This is a genomic window from Pantoea sp. QMID4, assembly GCF_030270445.1.
GTDB classification, from domain to species: Bacteria; Pseudomonadota; Gammaproteobacteria; order Enterobacterales; family Enterobacteriaceae; genus Pantoea; species Pantoea vagans.
In genome coordinates this window covers 139,681-155,928 of the sequence record NZ_BSXL01000007.1, presented here as the reverse complement: position 1 = coordinate 155,928, position 16,248 = coordinate 139,681, and the positions used below count along the sequence as shown (strand labels likewise).

The window sequence follows — 16,248 nt, the reverse complement described above, 5'->3', positions numbered from 1 at the left end:
CGTACCGGGCTTCCGGCCGGGTACGAACGCGCAGCAAGTTATATCAAGCCTGTGGAGTCGAAACAACGGTATTTCTCTGAGAACGTTGCCCCGACAGCCACCTAAATTAGCGGCACAAAAAAAAGCTGGCAAGCGCCAATTGCCTTGCCAGCTCCGCTTTTTAACGGTTTATGCCGTTAATCACTATTTTGCTGTTGCGACCTGCATACCGTAAGGCGCATTTTCCAGTGCCAGATTCAGCACCTCTTCAATGCGTTTCACCGGATGGATCTCCAGATCGGCAATCACGTTCTGTGGAATCTCTTCCAGATCACGCTTGTTATCGTCCGGGATCAGCACAGTTTTAATGCCACCACGGTGTGCTGCCAGCAGTTTCTCTTTCAGACCGCCAATCGGCAGAACCTGACCACGCAGGGTAATCTCCCCGGTCATAGCGACATCCGCACGCACCGGATTACCGGTCAGACAGGAGACCAGCGCGGTACACATTGCGATACCCGCACTTGGACCATCTTTCGGCGTAGCGCCTTCGGGCACGTGAACGTGAATATCACGTTTTTCGTAGAAATCACCATTAATGCCCAGCTTCTCGGCACGGGCACGCACCACGGTCAGCGCAGCCTGAATCGACTCCTGCATCACTTCACCCAAAGAGCCGGTATAAGTCAGCTTGCCTTTACCCGGTACACAGGCCGTTTCGATAGTCAGCAGATCGCCGCCCACTTCCGTCCACGCCAGACCAGTCACCTGGCCCACACGGTTTTCACTGTCAGCACGGCCATAGTCGAAGCGCTGTACGCCCAGGAAGTCTTTGAGGTTTTCACCATTGATGATGATGTGCTTTTTCGTTTTGTCCATCAGCAGTGATTTCACCGCTTTACGGCACAATTTCGACAGCTCACGCTCAAGGCTACGCACGCCGGCTTCACGGGTGTAGTAACGGATAATGCCAACAATCGCGCTATCTTCAACCGTAATTTCACTGGCTTTCAGGGCGTTGCGTTCAATCTGCTTGGTCAGCAGATGCTGCTTAGCGATATTCAGTTTCTCATCTTCGGTATAACCCGACAGACGAATCACTTCCATACGGTCCAGCAGCGGTGCCGGGATGTTCATTGAGTTCGACGTTGCCACGAACATCACATCAGAGAGGTCGTAGTCGACTTCCAGATAGTGGTCATTGAACGCAATGTTCTGCTCTGGATCCAGCACTTCCAGAAGCGCTGAAGCCGGGTCGCCACGCATGTCCGAAGACATTTTGTCGATCTCATCCAGCAGGAACAGCGGGTTTTTAACCCCGACTTTCGCCATTTTCTGGATGAGTTTACCCGGCATGGAGCCGATGTAGGTACGACGGTGACCACGGATTTCCGCTTCATCACGCACGCCACCCAGCGCCATACGGACATATTTACGGCCGGTCGCTTTGGCGATCGACTGACCGAGGGATGTTTTACCTACCCCAGGCGGTCCGACCAGGCACAAAATCGGCCCTTTAATTTTGCTGACGCGACTCTGAACCGCAAGATACTCAAGAATACGATCCTTGACGCGCTCAAGGCCGTAATGGTCAGTATCCAGGGTCTCCTGCGCTTTGCGGAGATCTTTCTTCACTTTGCTGCGCGCGTTCCACGGAACCTGCACCATCCAGTCGATGTAGCCGCGAACCACGGTCGCTTCTGCGGACATCGGGGACATCATTTTCAGCTTCTGCAGCTCAGCTTCTGCTTTTTCACGTGCTTCTTCCGGCATTTTTGCCGCGTCAATTTTGCGTTTTAACGCTTCGTACTCGTCAGGCGCATCGTCCATCTCGCCCAACTCTTTCTGAATCGCCTTCATCTGCTCATTCAGATAGTACTCACGCTGGCTTTTCTCCATCTGCTTCTTAACACGGTTGCGAATACGCTTCTCAACCTGCAGCAAATCGATTTCAGATTCCATCATCGCCATCAGATATTCCAGACGCTCGTTGACGTCGGACATCTCCAGCACAGACTGTTTGTCTGCCAGTTTCAGTGGCATATGTGCTGCAACGGTGTCGGCAAGGCGGGCAGCATCGTCAATATTATTCAGTGAGGTTAAAACCTCGGGTGGGATCTTTTTATTGAGTTTGATGTAGCCTTCAAACTGATTGATCGCCGTACGCACCAGCACTTCCTGCTCGCGCTCTTCAATCTCTGGCGACACCAGATATTCAGCTTGTGCCACAAAATGGTCACCGTTGTCGGCCAGCGTCGTAATATGGGCGCGCTGTAAACCTTCCACCAGGACTTTGACCGTGCCATCCGGCAGTTTCAGCATTTGCAATACTGATGCAACGGTCCCTACTGAAAAGAGATCGTTAATGCCAGGTTCATCCGTTGAAGCCTCTTTCTGTGCGACCAGCATGATTTTTTTATCATGATCCATTGCGGCTTCAAGGCACCGAATTGATTTTTCCCGGCCAACAAACAACGGAATTACCATGTGCGGATAAACCACCACGTCGCGCAGCGGCAACACGGGGATTTCAATGCGTTCAGAACGCTCAGGATTCATAGAGCTCTCTCTTTGTTTAATGTCCGCCAGGTGATGGGAACCGCATCAGGCAGGTATGCAGTTAAACCCACAGGTATCTGAGTATATGGGGATGATTGTCCGACATTCAACGTCACAGAGGCGAGAAAAGCAAAAGGGGAAACATTTTCCCCTTTTTTAATAGAACAACATGGACGATCTGTTTAATTATTCGCCAGATGCCTGTGCTTCATGCTTGCCGTAGATCAGCATGGGCTCAGACTGACCTTCAATAACTGATTCATCAATCACTACTTTTTCCACGTCATCCATGGAAGGCAGGTCATACATGGTTTCCAGCAGCGCGCCTTCAACAATAGAACGCAGGCCACGAGCACCGGTTTTACGTGACATTGCTTTCTTCGCAATGGCCGTTAATGCCTCGTCACGGAACTCCAGTTCAACGCCTTCCAGGTTAAACAGCGCCTGGTACTGTTTTGTCAGGGCGTTTTTTGGCTCACGCAGAATCTGAATCAGTGCTTCTTCACTCAACTCGCTAAGGGTCGCGACCACAGGCAGACGACCAATGAACTCTGGGATCAGACCAAACTTGATCAAATCTTCAGGTTCACACTGTGAAAGCAGTTCGCCTTCGCTGGCTTTCTGCGACTTCCCTTTTACGGTAGCGCCGAAACCAATACCGGATCCAGTCTCCACACGCTGGGAGATCACTTTATCCAGGCCGGCGAATGCGCCGCCGCAGATAAACAGAATTTTCGAGGTATCAACCTGCAAAAATTCCTGCTGCGGATGCTTACGTCCACCCTGCGGCGGAACGGCAGCCACGGTGCCTTCAATCAGTTTAAGCAGAGCCTGCTGTACACCTTCGCCTGACACGTCACGAGTAATCGACGGGTTATCTGACTTACGTGAGATTTTGTCGATTTCATCGATATAAACGATGCCGCGCTGTGCTTTTTGTACGTCGTAGTCACATTTCTGCAGCAGTTTCTGGATGATGTTTTCAACGTCTTCACCCACGTAACCGGCTTCAGTCAGCGTGGTAGCGTCAGCCATAGTGAATGGCACGTCCAGCAGGCGCGCCAGCGTTTCTGCCAGCAGCGTTTTACCACTACCGGTCGGGCCGATCAGCAGAATGTTACTTTTGCCCAGTTCGATGCCATTGCTGGTATCGCCATTACGCAGACGCTTGTAGTGGTTGTAAACCGCAACCGCCAGCACTTTCTTCGCTCTTTCCTGACCAATAACATAATCATCGAGGTGATGGCGAATTTCATGTGGGGTTGGCAACGCACTACGTTCACGATGCGGGGCAACTTCTTTAATCTCTTCGCGAATGATGTCGTTGCACAGATCAACACACTCATCGCAGATATACACTGACGGCCCGGCAATCAGCTTACGCACTTCATGCTGGCTTTTGCCGCAAAAAGAGCAGTACAGCAACTTTCCTGAACCGTCTTTGCGCTTATCTGTCATCAGTTAACCTCTTCTTGTTCTCAGGCCATACCCGCGTACGGCTCAGGCCGTACAGGGACGGCCGAAATTCATTCAACCCATAATAGTACCGTTGTCCTGTTAACTATAGACCAGGGACAACGGTAAGTCGGGGTCTTATTGGCGATGCGTCAGAATTGAATCGACTAATCCATACTCTACCGCTTCATTTGCAGAGAGGAAACGGTCACGCTCGGTATCACGCTCAATTTCTTCCAGCGTTTTACCGGTGTGCTCAGCCATCAGCTCATTCATACGCTGTTTAACTTTGAGGATTTCACGCGCATGGATTTCAATGTCTGACGCCTGGCCCTGATAGCCGCCCAGCGGCTGGTGGATCATCACGCGCGAGTTTGGCAGACAGAAACGCTTGCCTTTAGTACCCGCTGTCAGCAGGAACGCACCCATAGAACAGGCCTGTCCCATACAGATGGTGCTGACATCTGGTTTGATAAATTTCATGGTGTCGTAAATTGACATGCCGGCCGTGATCACACCGCCTGGCGAGTTAATGTAAAGATAGATATCTTTTTCCGGGTTCTCAGCTTCCAGAAACAGCATCTGCGCCACGATCAGATTCGCCATGTGGTCTTCAACCTGGCCAGTCAGAAAGATAACGCGCTCTTTCAGCAGACGGGAGTAGATGTCGTAAGAACGCTCACCACGCGAAGTTTGTTCAACCACCATTGGCACCAGCGCATTGTGCGGTGCAGTATATTCACGATCGCCACTGTATGACATTACCGTCTCCTGGATAAATTTCATTGGCAACATTCTGTACCGATTCTACGTAAGACGCGCGGGAAACTCCACGTCGCACCTTTTCCGACACCTTCAGGACGGTTAATCAGCCAGCCTCACTCTTCATTCTGCATACTCACACTATCTGGGGATGCTGCACGCATGTTTCAAGCATAACAATCTTTTCCCTGTTCGCTAACCCGGAAAAAGCGATGCGTGAATAATTTGCCGATTAATTAAGCAAATAGCAGCGAAGAGTCGCGTTCTGTACGCAAAACACAAAAAAGCCCGCGACTTTTCAGTCACGGGCTTAGCACAGACGGTTAACTGCGTGATCAGGCCTGAGCAGTCTGATTCATCAGTTCCTGGAAGTTGGTCTCTTTCTCGGTCACTTTAGCTTTCGCCAGGACCGCTTCAACCGCTTGCTCTTCCAGCGCGACGTTGCGCATGTTGTTCATCAGCTCGTTATTCTTGCTGTAGAACTCGATAACTTCTTTCGGATCTTCATACGCAGAAGCCATCTCTTCGATCATGGTGTTCACGCGCGCTTCGTCAGCTTTCAGCTCGTGGGTACGAATCACTTCGCCCAGCAGCAGACCGACAACAACACGGCGTTTAGCCTGCTCTTCAAACAGTTCGCGTGGCAGTTCCAGCGCCTGCTGTTCGTTGCCGCCGAAACGCTGTGCAGCCTGACGACGCAGAACGTCGATTTCGCTGTCAACCAGCGCAGCTGGCACGTCGATTTCGTTCGCTTCAACCAGGCCGTCGATCGCCTGGGTTTTGATGCGGTTACGGATAGCGCCTTTCAGCTCGCGATCCATGTTCTTACGTACTTCAGTACGCAGACCGGCAACTGAACCATCTTCAACGCCGAAACGTTTGATGAACTCTTCAGTCAGCTCTGGCAGCTCACGCGTTTCAACTTTCTTCAGCACGATCTCGAACTTCGCATCTTTCCCTTTCAGGGTTTCTGCATGGTAATCGTCCGGGAATTTTACGTCGATAGTGAACGTTTCGCCCGCTTTGTGACCCACAACGCCTTCTTCAAAGCCTGGGATCATGCGGCCCTGGCCCATGGCCAGAACGAAATCAGTGGCTTTGCCGCCTTCGAACTCTTCACCATCAACAGAACCGTTGAAATCGATAGTTGCACGATCTTCCGGGCCTGCAGCTGCATCGCTTTCGATCCAGTTGGCCTGCTGCTTGCGCAGTGTATCCAGCATGGTATCAACGTCAGCATCAGTCACTTCAACAACAGGTTTTTCAACTTCGATGTTTTCCAGGCCTTTCAGCTCAACTTCCGGATAAACTTCGAATTCAACCGCGTAGGTGAAATCCTGACCTTCTTTGTATTCGCCTGGCACGTAGTTTGGTGCGCCAGCCGGATTAATTTTTTCTTTGATGATGGCGTCAACAAAGTTGCGCGTCATCAGCTCGCCCAGCACGTCCTGACGGACAGAAGCGCCGTAACGCTGTGCCACGATGTTCATCGGCACTTTGCCTTTACGGAAACCATCGATGCGAACTTTCCTGGCAACGTCAACCAGTTCTTTTTTTACTGCGCTTTCGATGCTGTCAGCTGCAACAGTAATCGTAATGCGACGGCCCAGGCCCTGAGTGGTCTCTACAGAAACTTGCATCTTGTTACCTCAAAAAATCACGTGCTCGGTCAACTTCAGACACCACACATAGTGAAATGCGCCGTATCCAACAACCGGGACGGCTTCCGTGAAGAGAACCTGATCCCTGTTACCAGAAGCGTCCCGAAGACATTCCGGAAAAATAGACGCAGCATTATAGCGGCATCGCTGGAATGAGTCGAGAACGCTAACTCACCACTTTTCAGCAGGTTTGCTGCTTTTTTGAGCCAGGGATCGCGTTTTTCGCTAATTCACAGAAAAAACGGCCAGCAGGCCGTTTCAGAGAAAGGAGATCAGGCGAGACTTCCGGCACCACGACAGTTAGGCGAAGCCAGAACGGTATCCTGCAACCCTTCCCACTCTTTCAGGGTGTAAGTATGCAGGGCTAAAGCATGGACACTGCCCGCTAATTCAGCCGCCAGTTCGCTATAAATCAGACGATGACGCGCCAGGAAGCGCTGGCCTGCAAAGCAGTCGCTGACAATAACCACTTTGAAGTGACTTTCCGAACCAGCAGGCACGTTGTGCCGGTAACTTTCGTCATGCACTTCCAGATGAGCTGGCTGAAACGCCACACGCAGCTTTTCTTCTATTTGTTCGCGGATCATGGCTATTACTCCTCAATGGCGAGCGCGGTGCCCCATCTCATTCAATCTTAGTCGCTTTTAGTGCGCTTACCCGCAGGCAGACGCTAAATATTGCATTTTATGTCAGCCCGCTTCCGGCACGCATCATAACGTAGTCGAAACCATCAGCAAACCAGCCTGTCAGAGAAGGGGCTTAAAACGGTTTCAGAGACAATTTCACCCGTAACAGGGCTTTTTTCACTGCCGGGCAATGCTATGATGGCCGCAGTTTTTGCAAACCAACCCCCTGACACCAACGAGAAAAAGTATGTTGAAAAAACTGTTATTCCCACTGTTGGCTGCGTTCATTTTAGCCGGCTGTGCAACCAGCAATAATACCCTCACTATCCAGCCTAAGATTCAGCTGCCACAGCAGGATCCAGGCCTGATGGGCGTGACTGTGAGTATTAACGGTGCCGATCAGCGTAAAGATCAGGCGCTGGCCAAAGTTAACCGTGACGGTCAGTTAGTGACCCTGACGCCTTCGCGCGATCTCCGTTTCCTGCTGCAGGAGGTGCTGGAGAAACAGATGACCGCACGTGGTTATATGATTGGCCCTGATGGCGCGGTCGATCTGCAAATCGTTGTTAACAACCTTTATGCTGACGTGACGCAGGGCAATGTGCGCTACAGCATCACCACAAAAGCGGACATCTCTATCATCGCGACTGCGAAAAATGGCAACAAGCAGGTTAAAAACTACCGCCAGACTTACAGCGTAGAAGGCGCGTTCAACGCCAATAACCAGAAGATTACTAACGCGGTGAATGCCACCATGAGCGATGTGATCGCGGATATGGCACAGGACACCAGCGTTAACGACTTCATCAAGCAGAACGCCCGTTAATACCGTCTCACCTCTGCCCTGCCTCGTGCAGGGCTTTTTGTTATCTGCAGGATCCGCATGAACCACTATCTTCGCCTCTTCAGCCAGAAAAACGCCGCCGTACTGCTGCTCCTTGGTTTTGCTTCCGGACTGCCGCTGGCACTGACTTCGGGCACGTTGCAGGCGTGGATGACGGTGGAAAATGTCGATCTGAAAACCATCGGCTTCTTTTCACTGGTCGGCCAGGCCTATGTCTTCAAATTTCTCTGGTCGCCGATGATGGACCGCTATACGCCGCCATTTCTCGGCCGGCGTCGCGGCTGGTTACTGCTGAGTCAGCTGGCGCTGGTGGGCGGGATTGTCGCGATGGGATTTCTGCAGCCAGGACGCGATCTGACCCTGATGGCGGCGCTGGCAGTGCTGATTGCTTTCTGCTCCGCCTCGCAGGACATCGTTTTTGACGCCTGGAAAACCGATATTCTGCCACCTGAAGAGCGCGGTAGCGGCGCGGCCATTACCGTGCTGGGCTATCGACTGGCGATGCTGATTTCAGGCGGACTGGCCTTGTGGCTGGCTGACCGTTATCTGGGCTGGCAGGCAACCTACTGGCTGATGGCGCTGATGATGGTGCCCGGCATTATCGCTACCCTGATGGCGAGCGAGCCGGACTCGCGCATATCCACCCCGCATTCACTGCGACAGGCAGTTGTCGACCCGCTTAACGATTTCTTTCAGCGCAACAACGCCTGGCTGCTCATTACGCTGATTATTCTCTACAAGCTGGGCGATGCCTTTGCCGCCTCGCTGACGACCACTTTTCTGATCCGCGGCGTCGGGTTCAATGCCGGTGACGTCGGCCTGGTCAACAAGACGCTGGGTCTGCTGGCGACCATTATCGGGGCGCTTTATGGCGGCGTACTGATGCAGCGTCTGAGTCTGTTCCGGGCGCTGCTGATTTTCGGCGTGCTACAGGCGGTGTCAAACTTTGGTTACTGGCTGCTGGCGGTCACTGACAAACAGTTATGGAGCATGGCCAGCGCAGTCTTTGTCGAAAATCTTTGCGGCGGCATGGGCACCGCGGCCTTTGTCGCGTTGTTAATGACACTGTGCAATAAATCGTTCTCAGCCACCCAGTTTGCCCTGTTATCGGCGCTCTCTGCAGTTGGCCGGGTCTATGTCGGCCCCGCAGCAGGCTGGCTGGTAGAACTCTGGGGCTGGCCAACTTTTTATGCTTTCACGGTGGTCGCGGGTGTACCGGGCCTGGTGCTGCTGGCTTTTTGTCGCCAGACGCTTAATCAGGTCGAGCAGAGTGGCAATTTCCTCACACGAAGCTACTATCCTCATGGCTATCGCTGGACTCATCGTCTGTTTGCAGCCGGCTGCGGCGTGCTGGCTCTCTGGCTGGTCGCGCTGGCACTGAATGCACTGGGGCTGACTGCGCTGGCACCGCTACTGACCCGCCTGTTTGAACTGGGCATGAGCCTCTCTCTGCTGGCGGTGCTTGCCGGGGTGTTGCTGGATTACAGGGCGCTGAAGAGAACGCCGGTGTTGCCCGCGTCAGATGCTTAAGTGAAATCGATAGGTTTACGGCTGCGGCTTATTTTGTGACGTCCGGATAAGTCGCCGTCATTTATCATCGCGTGTTATTTTTTAAAAATTAAGAATAGATCCTGAGGAGGCGTAGCGGAAATACTAAAAACCGGTTAGCAATTACTTTAGTTAAATTTCATCGCGCAAATGATGCAGACTTGTTAAATATTTGGGAGTTAAAAGTAAGGGTTATTCCTTTCCCTGATTTTTTTACGGTTACTTCCATCGGTTTTTGTTATATTGATGCCAACTGCTTGTCTGCGTTAATTATTTGTCACCTGGCGCAACATCTGTGACACCCTTAGCAAAAGGTGTCAACACGTATCTGACACATCCTTAAGCTGGTTTACACTGCATAAACCTTCCCGTAAAATGCGCGCACACTTAAACGACAATAGAGCCCTTTGTCATTGAGGTCGTTAAATGAGACTCAGTAAATACAATAAAAGTTTGGGGATTTTGTCATTAATTGCAGGCACTTTATTAATGAGTGGCTGCGATAGTGCATTGTTAAATCCCAAAGGACAGATTGCACTGGAGCAACGTTCGCTGATACTGACCGCCTTTGGCCTGATGTTGATCGTCGTGATTCCCGCAGTCCTGATGGCCGTGGTGTTTGCCTGGAAGTATCGGGCGTCCAACACGAATGCGAAGTACAGCCCTAACTGGTCACACTCTAACAAGGTTGAAGCCGTGGTCTGGACCATTCCGATCCTGATCATTCTCTTCCTCAGCGTACTGACCTGGAAATCAACCCACGCACTGGAGCCCAGCAAACCGCTGCAATCTGATGTGAAACCGGTTGAGATCGATGTGGTTGCACTGGACTGGAAATGGTTGTTCATTTACCCGGAACAGGGTATTGCGACCGTGAACCAGATTGCCTTCCCGGCAAATACTCCGGTGAACTTCAAAATCACTTCTAACTCCGTCATGAACTCTTTCTTCATTCCAACACTCGGCAGCCAGATCTATGCGATGGCGGGTATGCAGACCAAACTGCATCTGATTGCGAATGAGCCAGGCATTTTCGACGGTATCTCTGCGAACTTTAGTGGTCGTGGTTTCTCTGGCATGAAGTTTAAAGCCATTGCAACCAAAGACGATGCGGAATTCCAGCAGTGGGTGGCTAAAGTTAAAGCAGCCCCTAACACGCTGACCACCATGGAAGATTTCGAGAAAGTGGCTGTGCCAAGCGAAAATCATCCGGTGGAATATTTCTCTTCAGCTGATCCGAAACTGTTCATGCAAGTTATGGACAAGTTCAAGATGAGCCACGGGAAAATGGACATGCCACAGCATGAAGGTATGGACATGAGTCACGCCGCTTCCGCGGGAGCCGAGGAATAATACGATGTTAGGAAAATTAACACTTGATGCAGTGCCGTACCATGAGCCGATTATCATGGTTACGGTTGCCGCTATCCTGATAGGTGGTGCTGCGCTGGTTGCTGCGCTCACCTATTTTGGTAAGTGGAAATATCTGTGGTCTGAATGGCTGACGTCAGTTGACCACAAACGCCTGGGTATCATGTATATCATCATGGCGTTCGTCATGCTGATTCGTGGCTTCGCAGATGCCATTATGATGCGTACTCAGCAGGTGATGGCTTCGGCCGGTGAAGCGGGCATTCTGCCACCGCATCACTACGACCAGATCTTTACCGCGCACGGCGTGATTATGATCTTCTTCGTGGCGATGCCTTTCGTGGTTGGCCTGATGAACATCGCCGTTCCGTTGCAGATTGGTGCACGTGACGTTGCGTTCCCGTTCCTGAACAACCTGAGTTTCTGGTTTACCGCGGTCGGTGTGATCCTGGTTAACCTGTCTCTGGGTGTGGGCGAGTTCGCACAGACCGGCTGGCTGGCTTATCCGCCGCTCTCCGGCGCGGAGTACAGTCCCGGCGTCGGGGTCGATTACTGGATCTGGAGCCTTCAGCTCTCAGGTATTGGTACGACCTTAACCGGTATTAACTTCTTCGTGACCATCCTGAAGATGCGCGCACCGGGCATGAGCCTGTTCAAAATGCCGGTCTTTACCTGGACCGCGCTGTGCACCAACGTCCTGATCATCGCTGCGTTCCCGGTTCTGACCGTGACCCTGGCGCTGCTGACCCTTGATCGTTATCTCGGCTTCCATTTCTTCACCAATGAAATGGGCGGGAACATGATGATGTACGTCAACCTGATCTGGGTCTGGGGCCATCCGGAAGTGTATATCCTGGTGCTGCCGGTGTTTGGTGTATTCGCAGAAATTACCGCGACCTTCTCCAAAAAACGTCTGTTTGGTTATACCTCACTGGTCTGGGCGACCATCGCCATTACCGTGCTGTCGTTCATCGTCTGGTTGCACCACTTCTTCACCATGGGTGCGGGTGCCAACGTTAACGCCTTCTTCGGTATCATGACGATGATCATCGCGATTCCGACCGGGGTTAAAATCTTTAACTGGCTGTTCACCATGTATCAGGGCCGCATTCAGATGCACTCTGCCATGCTGTGGACCGTTGGCTTCCTGGTAACCTTCTCTGTAGGGGGTATGACCGGCGTTCTGCTGGCCGTTCCGGGCGCTGACTTCATTCTGCACAACAGTCTGTTCCTGATTGCACACTTCCATAACGTCATCATCGGTGGTGTAGTCTTCGGTTGTATGGCGGGCGTGACCTACTGGTTCCCGAAAGCATTCGGCTTCACCCTGAACGAAACCTGGGGTAAGCGCGCATTCTGGTTCTGGATCATTGGTTTCTTCGTTGCCTTTATGCCGCTGTACGCACTGGGCTTCATGGGTATGACCCGTCGTCTGAGCCAGGATATCGATCCACAGTTCCACCCTCTGCTGGTGGTTGCTGCGGTCGGTGCGGGTCTGATTGCACTGGGTATCCTGTGTCAGCTGACCATGTTCTACGTCTCGGTACGTGACCGCGATCAGAACCGTGATGTGACAGGTGACCCGTGGGGCGGTCGTACGCTGGAGTGGGCAACTTCTTCACCACCACCGTTCTATAACTTTGCTGTGATCCCACATGTCCATGAGCGTGATGCGTTTTGGGAAATGAAAGAGAAAGGCGAAGCGTACAAACAGCCGGCATCGTATGAAGAGATTCATATGCCGAAAAACAGTGGTGCGGCAATCGTCATCTGCGCATTCGCTACTGTGATGGGCTTCGCGCTGATCTGGCATATCTGGTGGATGGCGGGTCTTTCATTCCTCGGCATGATCGTTACCTGGATCGTGAAGAGCTTCGACGAAGACGTGGATTACTACGTTCCGGTTGCCGAAGTTCAGAAGATTGAGAACCAGCACTTTGACGAAATCAGCAAAGCAGGTCTGAAATAATGTCAACTGAAACTCTGATTAAACATCACCACGACGCCCATGCGGAGCATGGGCATCACGATGCAGGAGCCAATAAAGTCTTTGGCTTCTGGATCTACCTGATGAGTGACTGCATTATCTTCGCAACCCTGTTTGCGACCTATGCCGTCATGGTCAACAACACTGCCGGTGGCCCGGCAGGTAAAGATATCTTTGAGCTGCCGTTTGTTCTGGTAGAAACCGCCCTGCTGCTGTTGAGTTCGATCACTTACGGCATGGCTGTTATCTCCATGAACAAGGAGCAAAAAGGTGCCGTTATCGGCTGGCTGGCGCTGACCTTCCTGTTCGGTCTGGGCTTCATCGGTATGGAAATCTATGAATTCCATCACCTGATTGCTGAAGGCTTTGGTCCGGATCGCAGTGGCTTCCTGTCAGGCTTCTTTACGCTGGTTGGTACCCACGGTCTGCACGTGACCTCTGGTCTGATCTGGATGCTGGTTCTGATGTTCCAGATTTCTAAACGTGGCCTGAACGCGACTAACCGCACCCGTATCATGTGTCTGAGCCTGTTCTGGCACTTCCTGGACGTGGTCTGGATTTGCGTCTTCACCGTTGTTTACCTGATGGGAGCCATGTAATGAGTCATTCTGTTAACGAACATGGCGCTTCACACGGTAGCGTGAAGTCCTACATGATCGGCTTCATCCTCTCTATCATCCTGACGGCAATCCCGTTCTGGATGGTGATGGATGGCAGTGCATCTCACGGTACTATCCTCGGTGTTGTTCTGGTGTGTGCGGTTATTCAGGTGCTGGTTCACCTGGTTTATTTCCTGCACCTGGACAGCAAATCTGAGGGTGGCTGGAACATGGTAGCCATTGTTTTCTCGGCCATCATCATCCTGATTGTCGTAGTAGGCTCACTGTGGATCATGTGGAACCTCAACTACAACATGATGCCTCACTAAAGAGTCACGCGTAATGTTTAAGCAATACCTGCAAGTTACAAAACCAGGAATTATTTTCGGGAATTTAATTTCTGTGATCGGCGGATTCCTGTTGGCCTCCAAAGGCAACACGGATTACGCCCTGTTTCTCATCACCCTGGTGGGCGTGTCACTGGTGGTTGCATCGGGTTGTGTTTTCAACAACGTGATTGACCGCGACATCGACATCAAGATGGAGAGAACCAGGAATCGGGTGCTGGTAAAAGGCCTTATCTCCGCGAAAGTAAGCCTGGTTTATGCCACTGTGCTGGGTATTGCTGGCTTTGCGTTGCTCTACTTCGGTGCTAATCCGCTGGCCATGTGGCTGGCGGTGATGGGCTTCGTGGTGTACGTGGGCATCTACAGCCTGTACATGAAGCGTAATTCCGTTTACGGAACGCTGATTGGCAGCCTGTCGGGTGCTGCGCCGCCGGTTATCGGCTACTGCGCCGTCTCTAACCAGTTTGATGCTGGCGCGTTGATCCTGCTGGCTATCTTTAGTCTGTGGCAGATGCCGCATTCGTATGCGATTGCTATCTTCCGCTTTAAAGATTACCAGGCAGCGAACATTCCGGTTCTGCCGGTGGTGAAAGGCATTTCCGTCGCGAAGAATCATATTACGCTCTATATCCTGGCGTTTATGATTGCCACGCTGATGCTGACGCTGGGCGGTTACGCAGGCTACAAATACCTGGTGGTGGCCGCTGCGGTCAGCGTCTGGTGGCTGGGCATGGCGTTATCGGGTTACAAAACCGCAGATGACCGTGTCTGGGCGCGTAAGCTGTTTGTCTTCTCTATCGTGACCATCACCGCGCTGAGCGTGATGATGTCGGTAGATTCGATGGCTCCGGCTTCGAAGGATCTGCTGACATACGTCTGGTAACCGGCACTGATACAGCATGAAAAGGGCGCGATTTTCGCGCCCTTTCTTTTTGTTACCACTGCTTAAAAACTATTGTTTTACCCGCCCTGCCCCGGCCCCTAGAATAAATGCAGCACATTAACAGAGGTTGGAATGAACGATAATAAAATGACTCCGGTGGAGCTGCGCGCCACATGGGGCCTCGGTACGGTCTTTTCCCTGCGTATGCTTGGGATGTTTATGGTCCTGCCGGTACTGACCACTTATGGCATGGCATTACAGGGCGCGAGTGAAACCTTAATTGGCCTGGCGATTGGGATCTATGGCCTTGCCCAGGCGATATTTCAGATTCCTTTTGGTCTGCTCTCCGATCGCATCGGCCGTAAGCCGTTAATCGTCGGCGGACTATTGCTGTTTGTTCTGGGCAGCGTTATTGCTGCCTGCACCGACTCCATCTGGGGCATTATTCTGGGCCGTGCACTACAGGGTTCGGGCGCGATTGCCGCTGCGGTGATGGCCCTGTTATCCGACTTAACCCGTGAGCAGAACCGTACCAAAGCGATGGCCTTTATCGGCATCAGTTTTGGCGTGACCTTCGCGATTGCGATGGTGGTCGGTCCGGTTGTGACTCATGCACTGGGTCTGCATGCGCTGTTCTGGATGATTGCGATTCTGGCCTCGCTGGGAATTGTGATCACCCTTCTCGTGGTGCCATCGGCTTCCCATCATGTCCTGAACCGTGAATCGGGCATGGTGAAAGGCAGCTTCCGCAAAGTGCTGGCGAATCCGCGTCTGGTGAAACTCAACATCGGTATTTTCTGCCTGCACGTCCTGCTGATGTCGAGCTTTGTTGCGTTGCCCGGACAGTTTGAACAGGCTGGATTCCCGGCCTCCGAGCACTGGAAAGTTTATCTTTCTACGATGCTGATCGCCTTTGCCGGCGTGGTGCCGTTCATCATTTATGCCGAAGTCAAGCGCCGTATGAAGCGCGTCTTTGTCGGCTGCGTCGGGATGATTGTGATTGCTGAGATCGTGCTGTGGGGTGCAGAAGGCCACTTCTGGACGCTGGTAGTGGGTGTTCAGCTCTTCTTCTTCGCCTTTAATCTTATGGAAGCCATTCTGCCCTCGCTAATCAGTAAAGAGTCGCCCGCAGGTTACAAAGGTACGGCGATGGGGATTTATTCCACCAGCCAGTTTCTGGGCGTGGCCGTTGGCGGCAGCATGGGTGGCTGGGTATTTGGTCATTTCGATGCGCAGACCGTGTTCCTGGTAGGCGCGATGGTGGCAGCGTCATGGCTGTTTGTCAGCATGACGATGCAGGAGCCGCCTTATGTCAGCAGCCTGCGCATCGTGCTGAGTGATGCTGCACTGGCTGTGCCGAATCTGGAGCAGCGTCTGAAGGCTCAGAAAGGCGTTAACGCCGTGTTTATCGTGCCTGAAGAGAAAAGCGCGTATATCAAAATTGATAGTAAGGTCACCAGCCGCCCTGAGCTGGAAGCGCTGCTGGGGAGTTGCTGATAAAAAGTAGGATCGCATGCTTAGCCGTTAGATGGTGCGTACATTGGGAAACGGCTTGAAAGCCAGGCACCAGCCCGTTTCGCTGTATGATCGAGCTGGCTCAGGAAACACGGTCAGATCGGAAAGTCGC

The 16,248-nt window shown here is 52.2% G+C and carries 13 protein-coding genes; 8 read left to right on the top strand and 5 right to left on the bottom strand.

Translation table 11 applies throughout. The annotated features are described in order from the left end of the window. Positions 1–183 precede the first annotated feature (183 nt). From lon to bolA, 5 genes are all read right to left on the bottom strand, one after another. Positions 184–2,538, bottom strand: coding sequence for an endopeptidase La (lon, locus tag QSK07_RS16750; protein WP_098051310.1), 2,355 nt, complete (start codon positions 2,536–2,538; stop codon positions 184–186). 186 nt (positions 2,539–2,724) lie between these two features. Then, positions 2,725–3,996, bottom strand: coding sequence for an ATP-dependent protease ATP-binding subunit ClpX (gene clpX, locus QSK07_RS16745; protein WP_003850494.1), 1,272 nt, complete (start codon positions 3,994–3,996; stop codon positions 2,725–2,727). Between the two features lie 135 nt (positions 3,997–4,131). Next, on the bottom strand, positions 4,132–4,755 hold the full coding sequence (gene clpP, locus QSK07_RS16740) for an ATP-dependent Clp endopeptidase proteolytic subunit ClpP (protein ID WP_010255410.1): 624 nt from the start codon (positions 4,753–4,755) through the stop codon (positions 4,132–4,134). A 335-nt stretch (positions 4,756–5,090) separates the two neighbouring features. After that, positions 5,091–6,395 carry a trigger factor gene (tig, locus tag QSK07_RS16735; RefSeq protein ID WP_110331458.1) on the bottom strand — a complete coding sequence of 435 codons (1,305 nt, stop codon included), beginning with the start codon at positions 6,393–6,395 and terminating at the stop codon, positions 5,091–5,093. 293 nt (positions 6,396–6,688) lie between these two features. Then, a complete protein-coding gene (bolA, locus tag QSK07_RS16730) occupies positions 6,689–7,003 on the bottom strand; it encodes a transcriptional regulator BolA (RefSeq protein WP_033731761.1) in 315 nt (104 codons plus the stop codon). 286 nt (positions 7,004–7,289) lie between these two features. Between bolA and QSK07_RS16725 the strand changes: the two genes are divergently transcribed. The 8 genes from QSK07_RS16725 to QSK07_RS16690 all read left to right on the top strand — a co-directional run bounded on the left by QSK07_RS16725 (position 7,290) and on the right by QSK07_RS16690 (position 16,118). Continuing rightward, the gene (locus tag QSK07_RS16725) at positions 7,290–7,868 is read left to right on the top strand and encodes a lipoprotein (protein ID WP_013356991.1); all 579 of its coding nucleotides are present in this window, start codon (positions 7,290–7,292) and stop codon (positions 7,866–7,868) included. 57 nt (positions 7,869–7,925) lie between these two features. Beyond that, positions 7,926–9,416 carry a muropeptide MFS transporter AmpG gene (gene ampG, locus QSK07_RS16720; RefSeq protein ID WP_285720923.1) on the top strand — a complete coding sequence of 497 codons (1,491 nt, stop codon included), beginning with the start codon at positions 7,926–7,928 and terminating at the stop codon, positions 9,414–9,416. Between the two features lie 444 nt (positions 9,417–9,860). After that, on the top strand, positions 9,861–10,787 hold the full coding sequence (cyoA, locus tag QSK07_RS16715) for a cytochrome o ubiquinol oxidase subunit II (RefSeq protein WP_285720924.1): 927 nt from the start codon (positions 9,861–9,863) through the stop codon (positions 10,785–10,787). Positions 10,788–10,791: 4 nt separating this feature from the next. Further along, positions 10,792–12,774, top strand: coding sequence for a cytochrome o ubiquinol oxidase subunit I (gene cyoB / locus QSK07_RS16710; protein ID WP_013356988.1), 1,983 nt, complete (start codon positions 10,792–10,794; stop codon positions 12,772–12,774). Then, entirely contained in the window at positions 12,774–13,391 is a 618-nt protein-coding gene (locus QSK07_RS16705; RefSeq protein ID WP_009091720.1) for a cytochrome o ubiquinol oxidase subunit III, read from the top strand. The genes cyoB and QSK07_RS16705 overlap by 1 nt, the downstream gene beginning before the upstream one ends. Next, entirely contained in the window at positions 13,391–13,720 is a 330-nt protein-coding gene (locus QSK07_RS16700; protein WP_008924889.1) for a cytochrome o ubiquinol oxidase subunit IV, read from the top strand. Before QSK07_RS16705 ends, QSK07_RS16700 begins: the two co-directional genes overlap by 1 nt. A 13-nt stretch (positions 13,721–13,733) precedes the next feature. Continuing rightward, positions 13,734–14,621, top strand: coding sequence for a heme o synthase (gene cyoE / locus QSK07_RS16695; protein WP_010255394.1), 888 nt, complete (start codon positions 13,734–13,736; stop codon positions 14,619–14,621). Between the two features lie 132 nt (positions 14,622–14,753). After that, positions 14,754–16,118 carry an MFS transporter gene (locus tag QSK07_RS16690; protein WP_285720925.1) on the top strand — a complete coding sequence of 455 codons (1,365 nt, stop codon included), beginning with the start codon at positions 14,754–14,756 and terminating at the stop codon, positions 16,116–16,118. Positions 16,119–16,248: the final 130 nt, after the last annotated feature.

Coding starts and splice junctions, on each gene's coding strand:
- lon (WP_098051310.1), bottom strand. CDS start 2,538: ATGAATCCTGAGCGTTCTGAACGCATTGAAATCCCCGTGTTGCCGCTG.
- clpX (WP_003850494.1), bottom strand. CDS start 3,996: ATGACAGATAAGCGCAAAGACGGTTCAGGAAAGTTGCTGTACTGCTCT.
- clpP (WP_010255410.1), bottom strand. CDS start 4,755: ATGTCATACAGTGGCGATCGTGAATATACTGCACCGCACAATGCGCTG.
- tig (WP_110331458.1), bottom strand. CDS start 6,395: ATGCAAGTTTCTGTAGAGACCACTCAGGGCCTGGGCCGTCGCATTACG.
- bolA (WP_033731761.1), bottom strand. CDS start 7,003: ATGATCCGCGAACAAATAGAAGAAAAGCTGCGTGTGGCGTTTCAGCCA.
- QSK07_RS16725 (WP_013356991.1), top strand. CDS start 7,290: ATGTTGAAAAAACTGTTATTCCCACTGTTGGCTGCGTTCATTTTAGCC.
- ampG (WP_285720923.1), top strand. CDS start 7,926: ATGAACCACTATCTTCGCCTCTTCAGCCAGAAAAACGCCGCCGTACTG.
- cyoA (WP_285720924.1), top strand. CDS start 9,861: ATGAGACTCAGTAAATACAATAAAAGTTTGGGGATTTTGTCATTAATT.
- cyoB (WP_013356988.1), top strand. CDS start 10,792: ATGTTAGGAAAATTAACACTTGATGCAGTGCCGTACCATGAGCCGATT.
- QSK07_RS16705 (WP_009091720.1), top strand. CDS start 12,774: ATGTCAACTGAAACTCTGATTAAACATCACCACGACGCCCATGCGGAG.
- QSK07_RS16700 (WP_008924889.1), top strand. CDS start 13,391: ATGAGTCATTCTGTTAACGAACATGGCGCTTCACACGGTAGCGTGAAG.
- cyoE (WP_010255394.1), top strand. CDS start 13,734: ATGTTTAAGCAATACCTGCAAGTTACAAAACCAGGAATTATTTTCGGG.
- QSK07_RS16690 (WP_285720925.1), top strand. CDS start 14,754: ATGAACGATAATAAAATGACTCCGGTGGAGCTGCGCGCCACATGGGGC.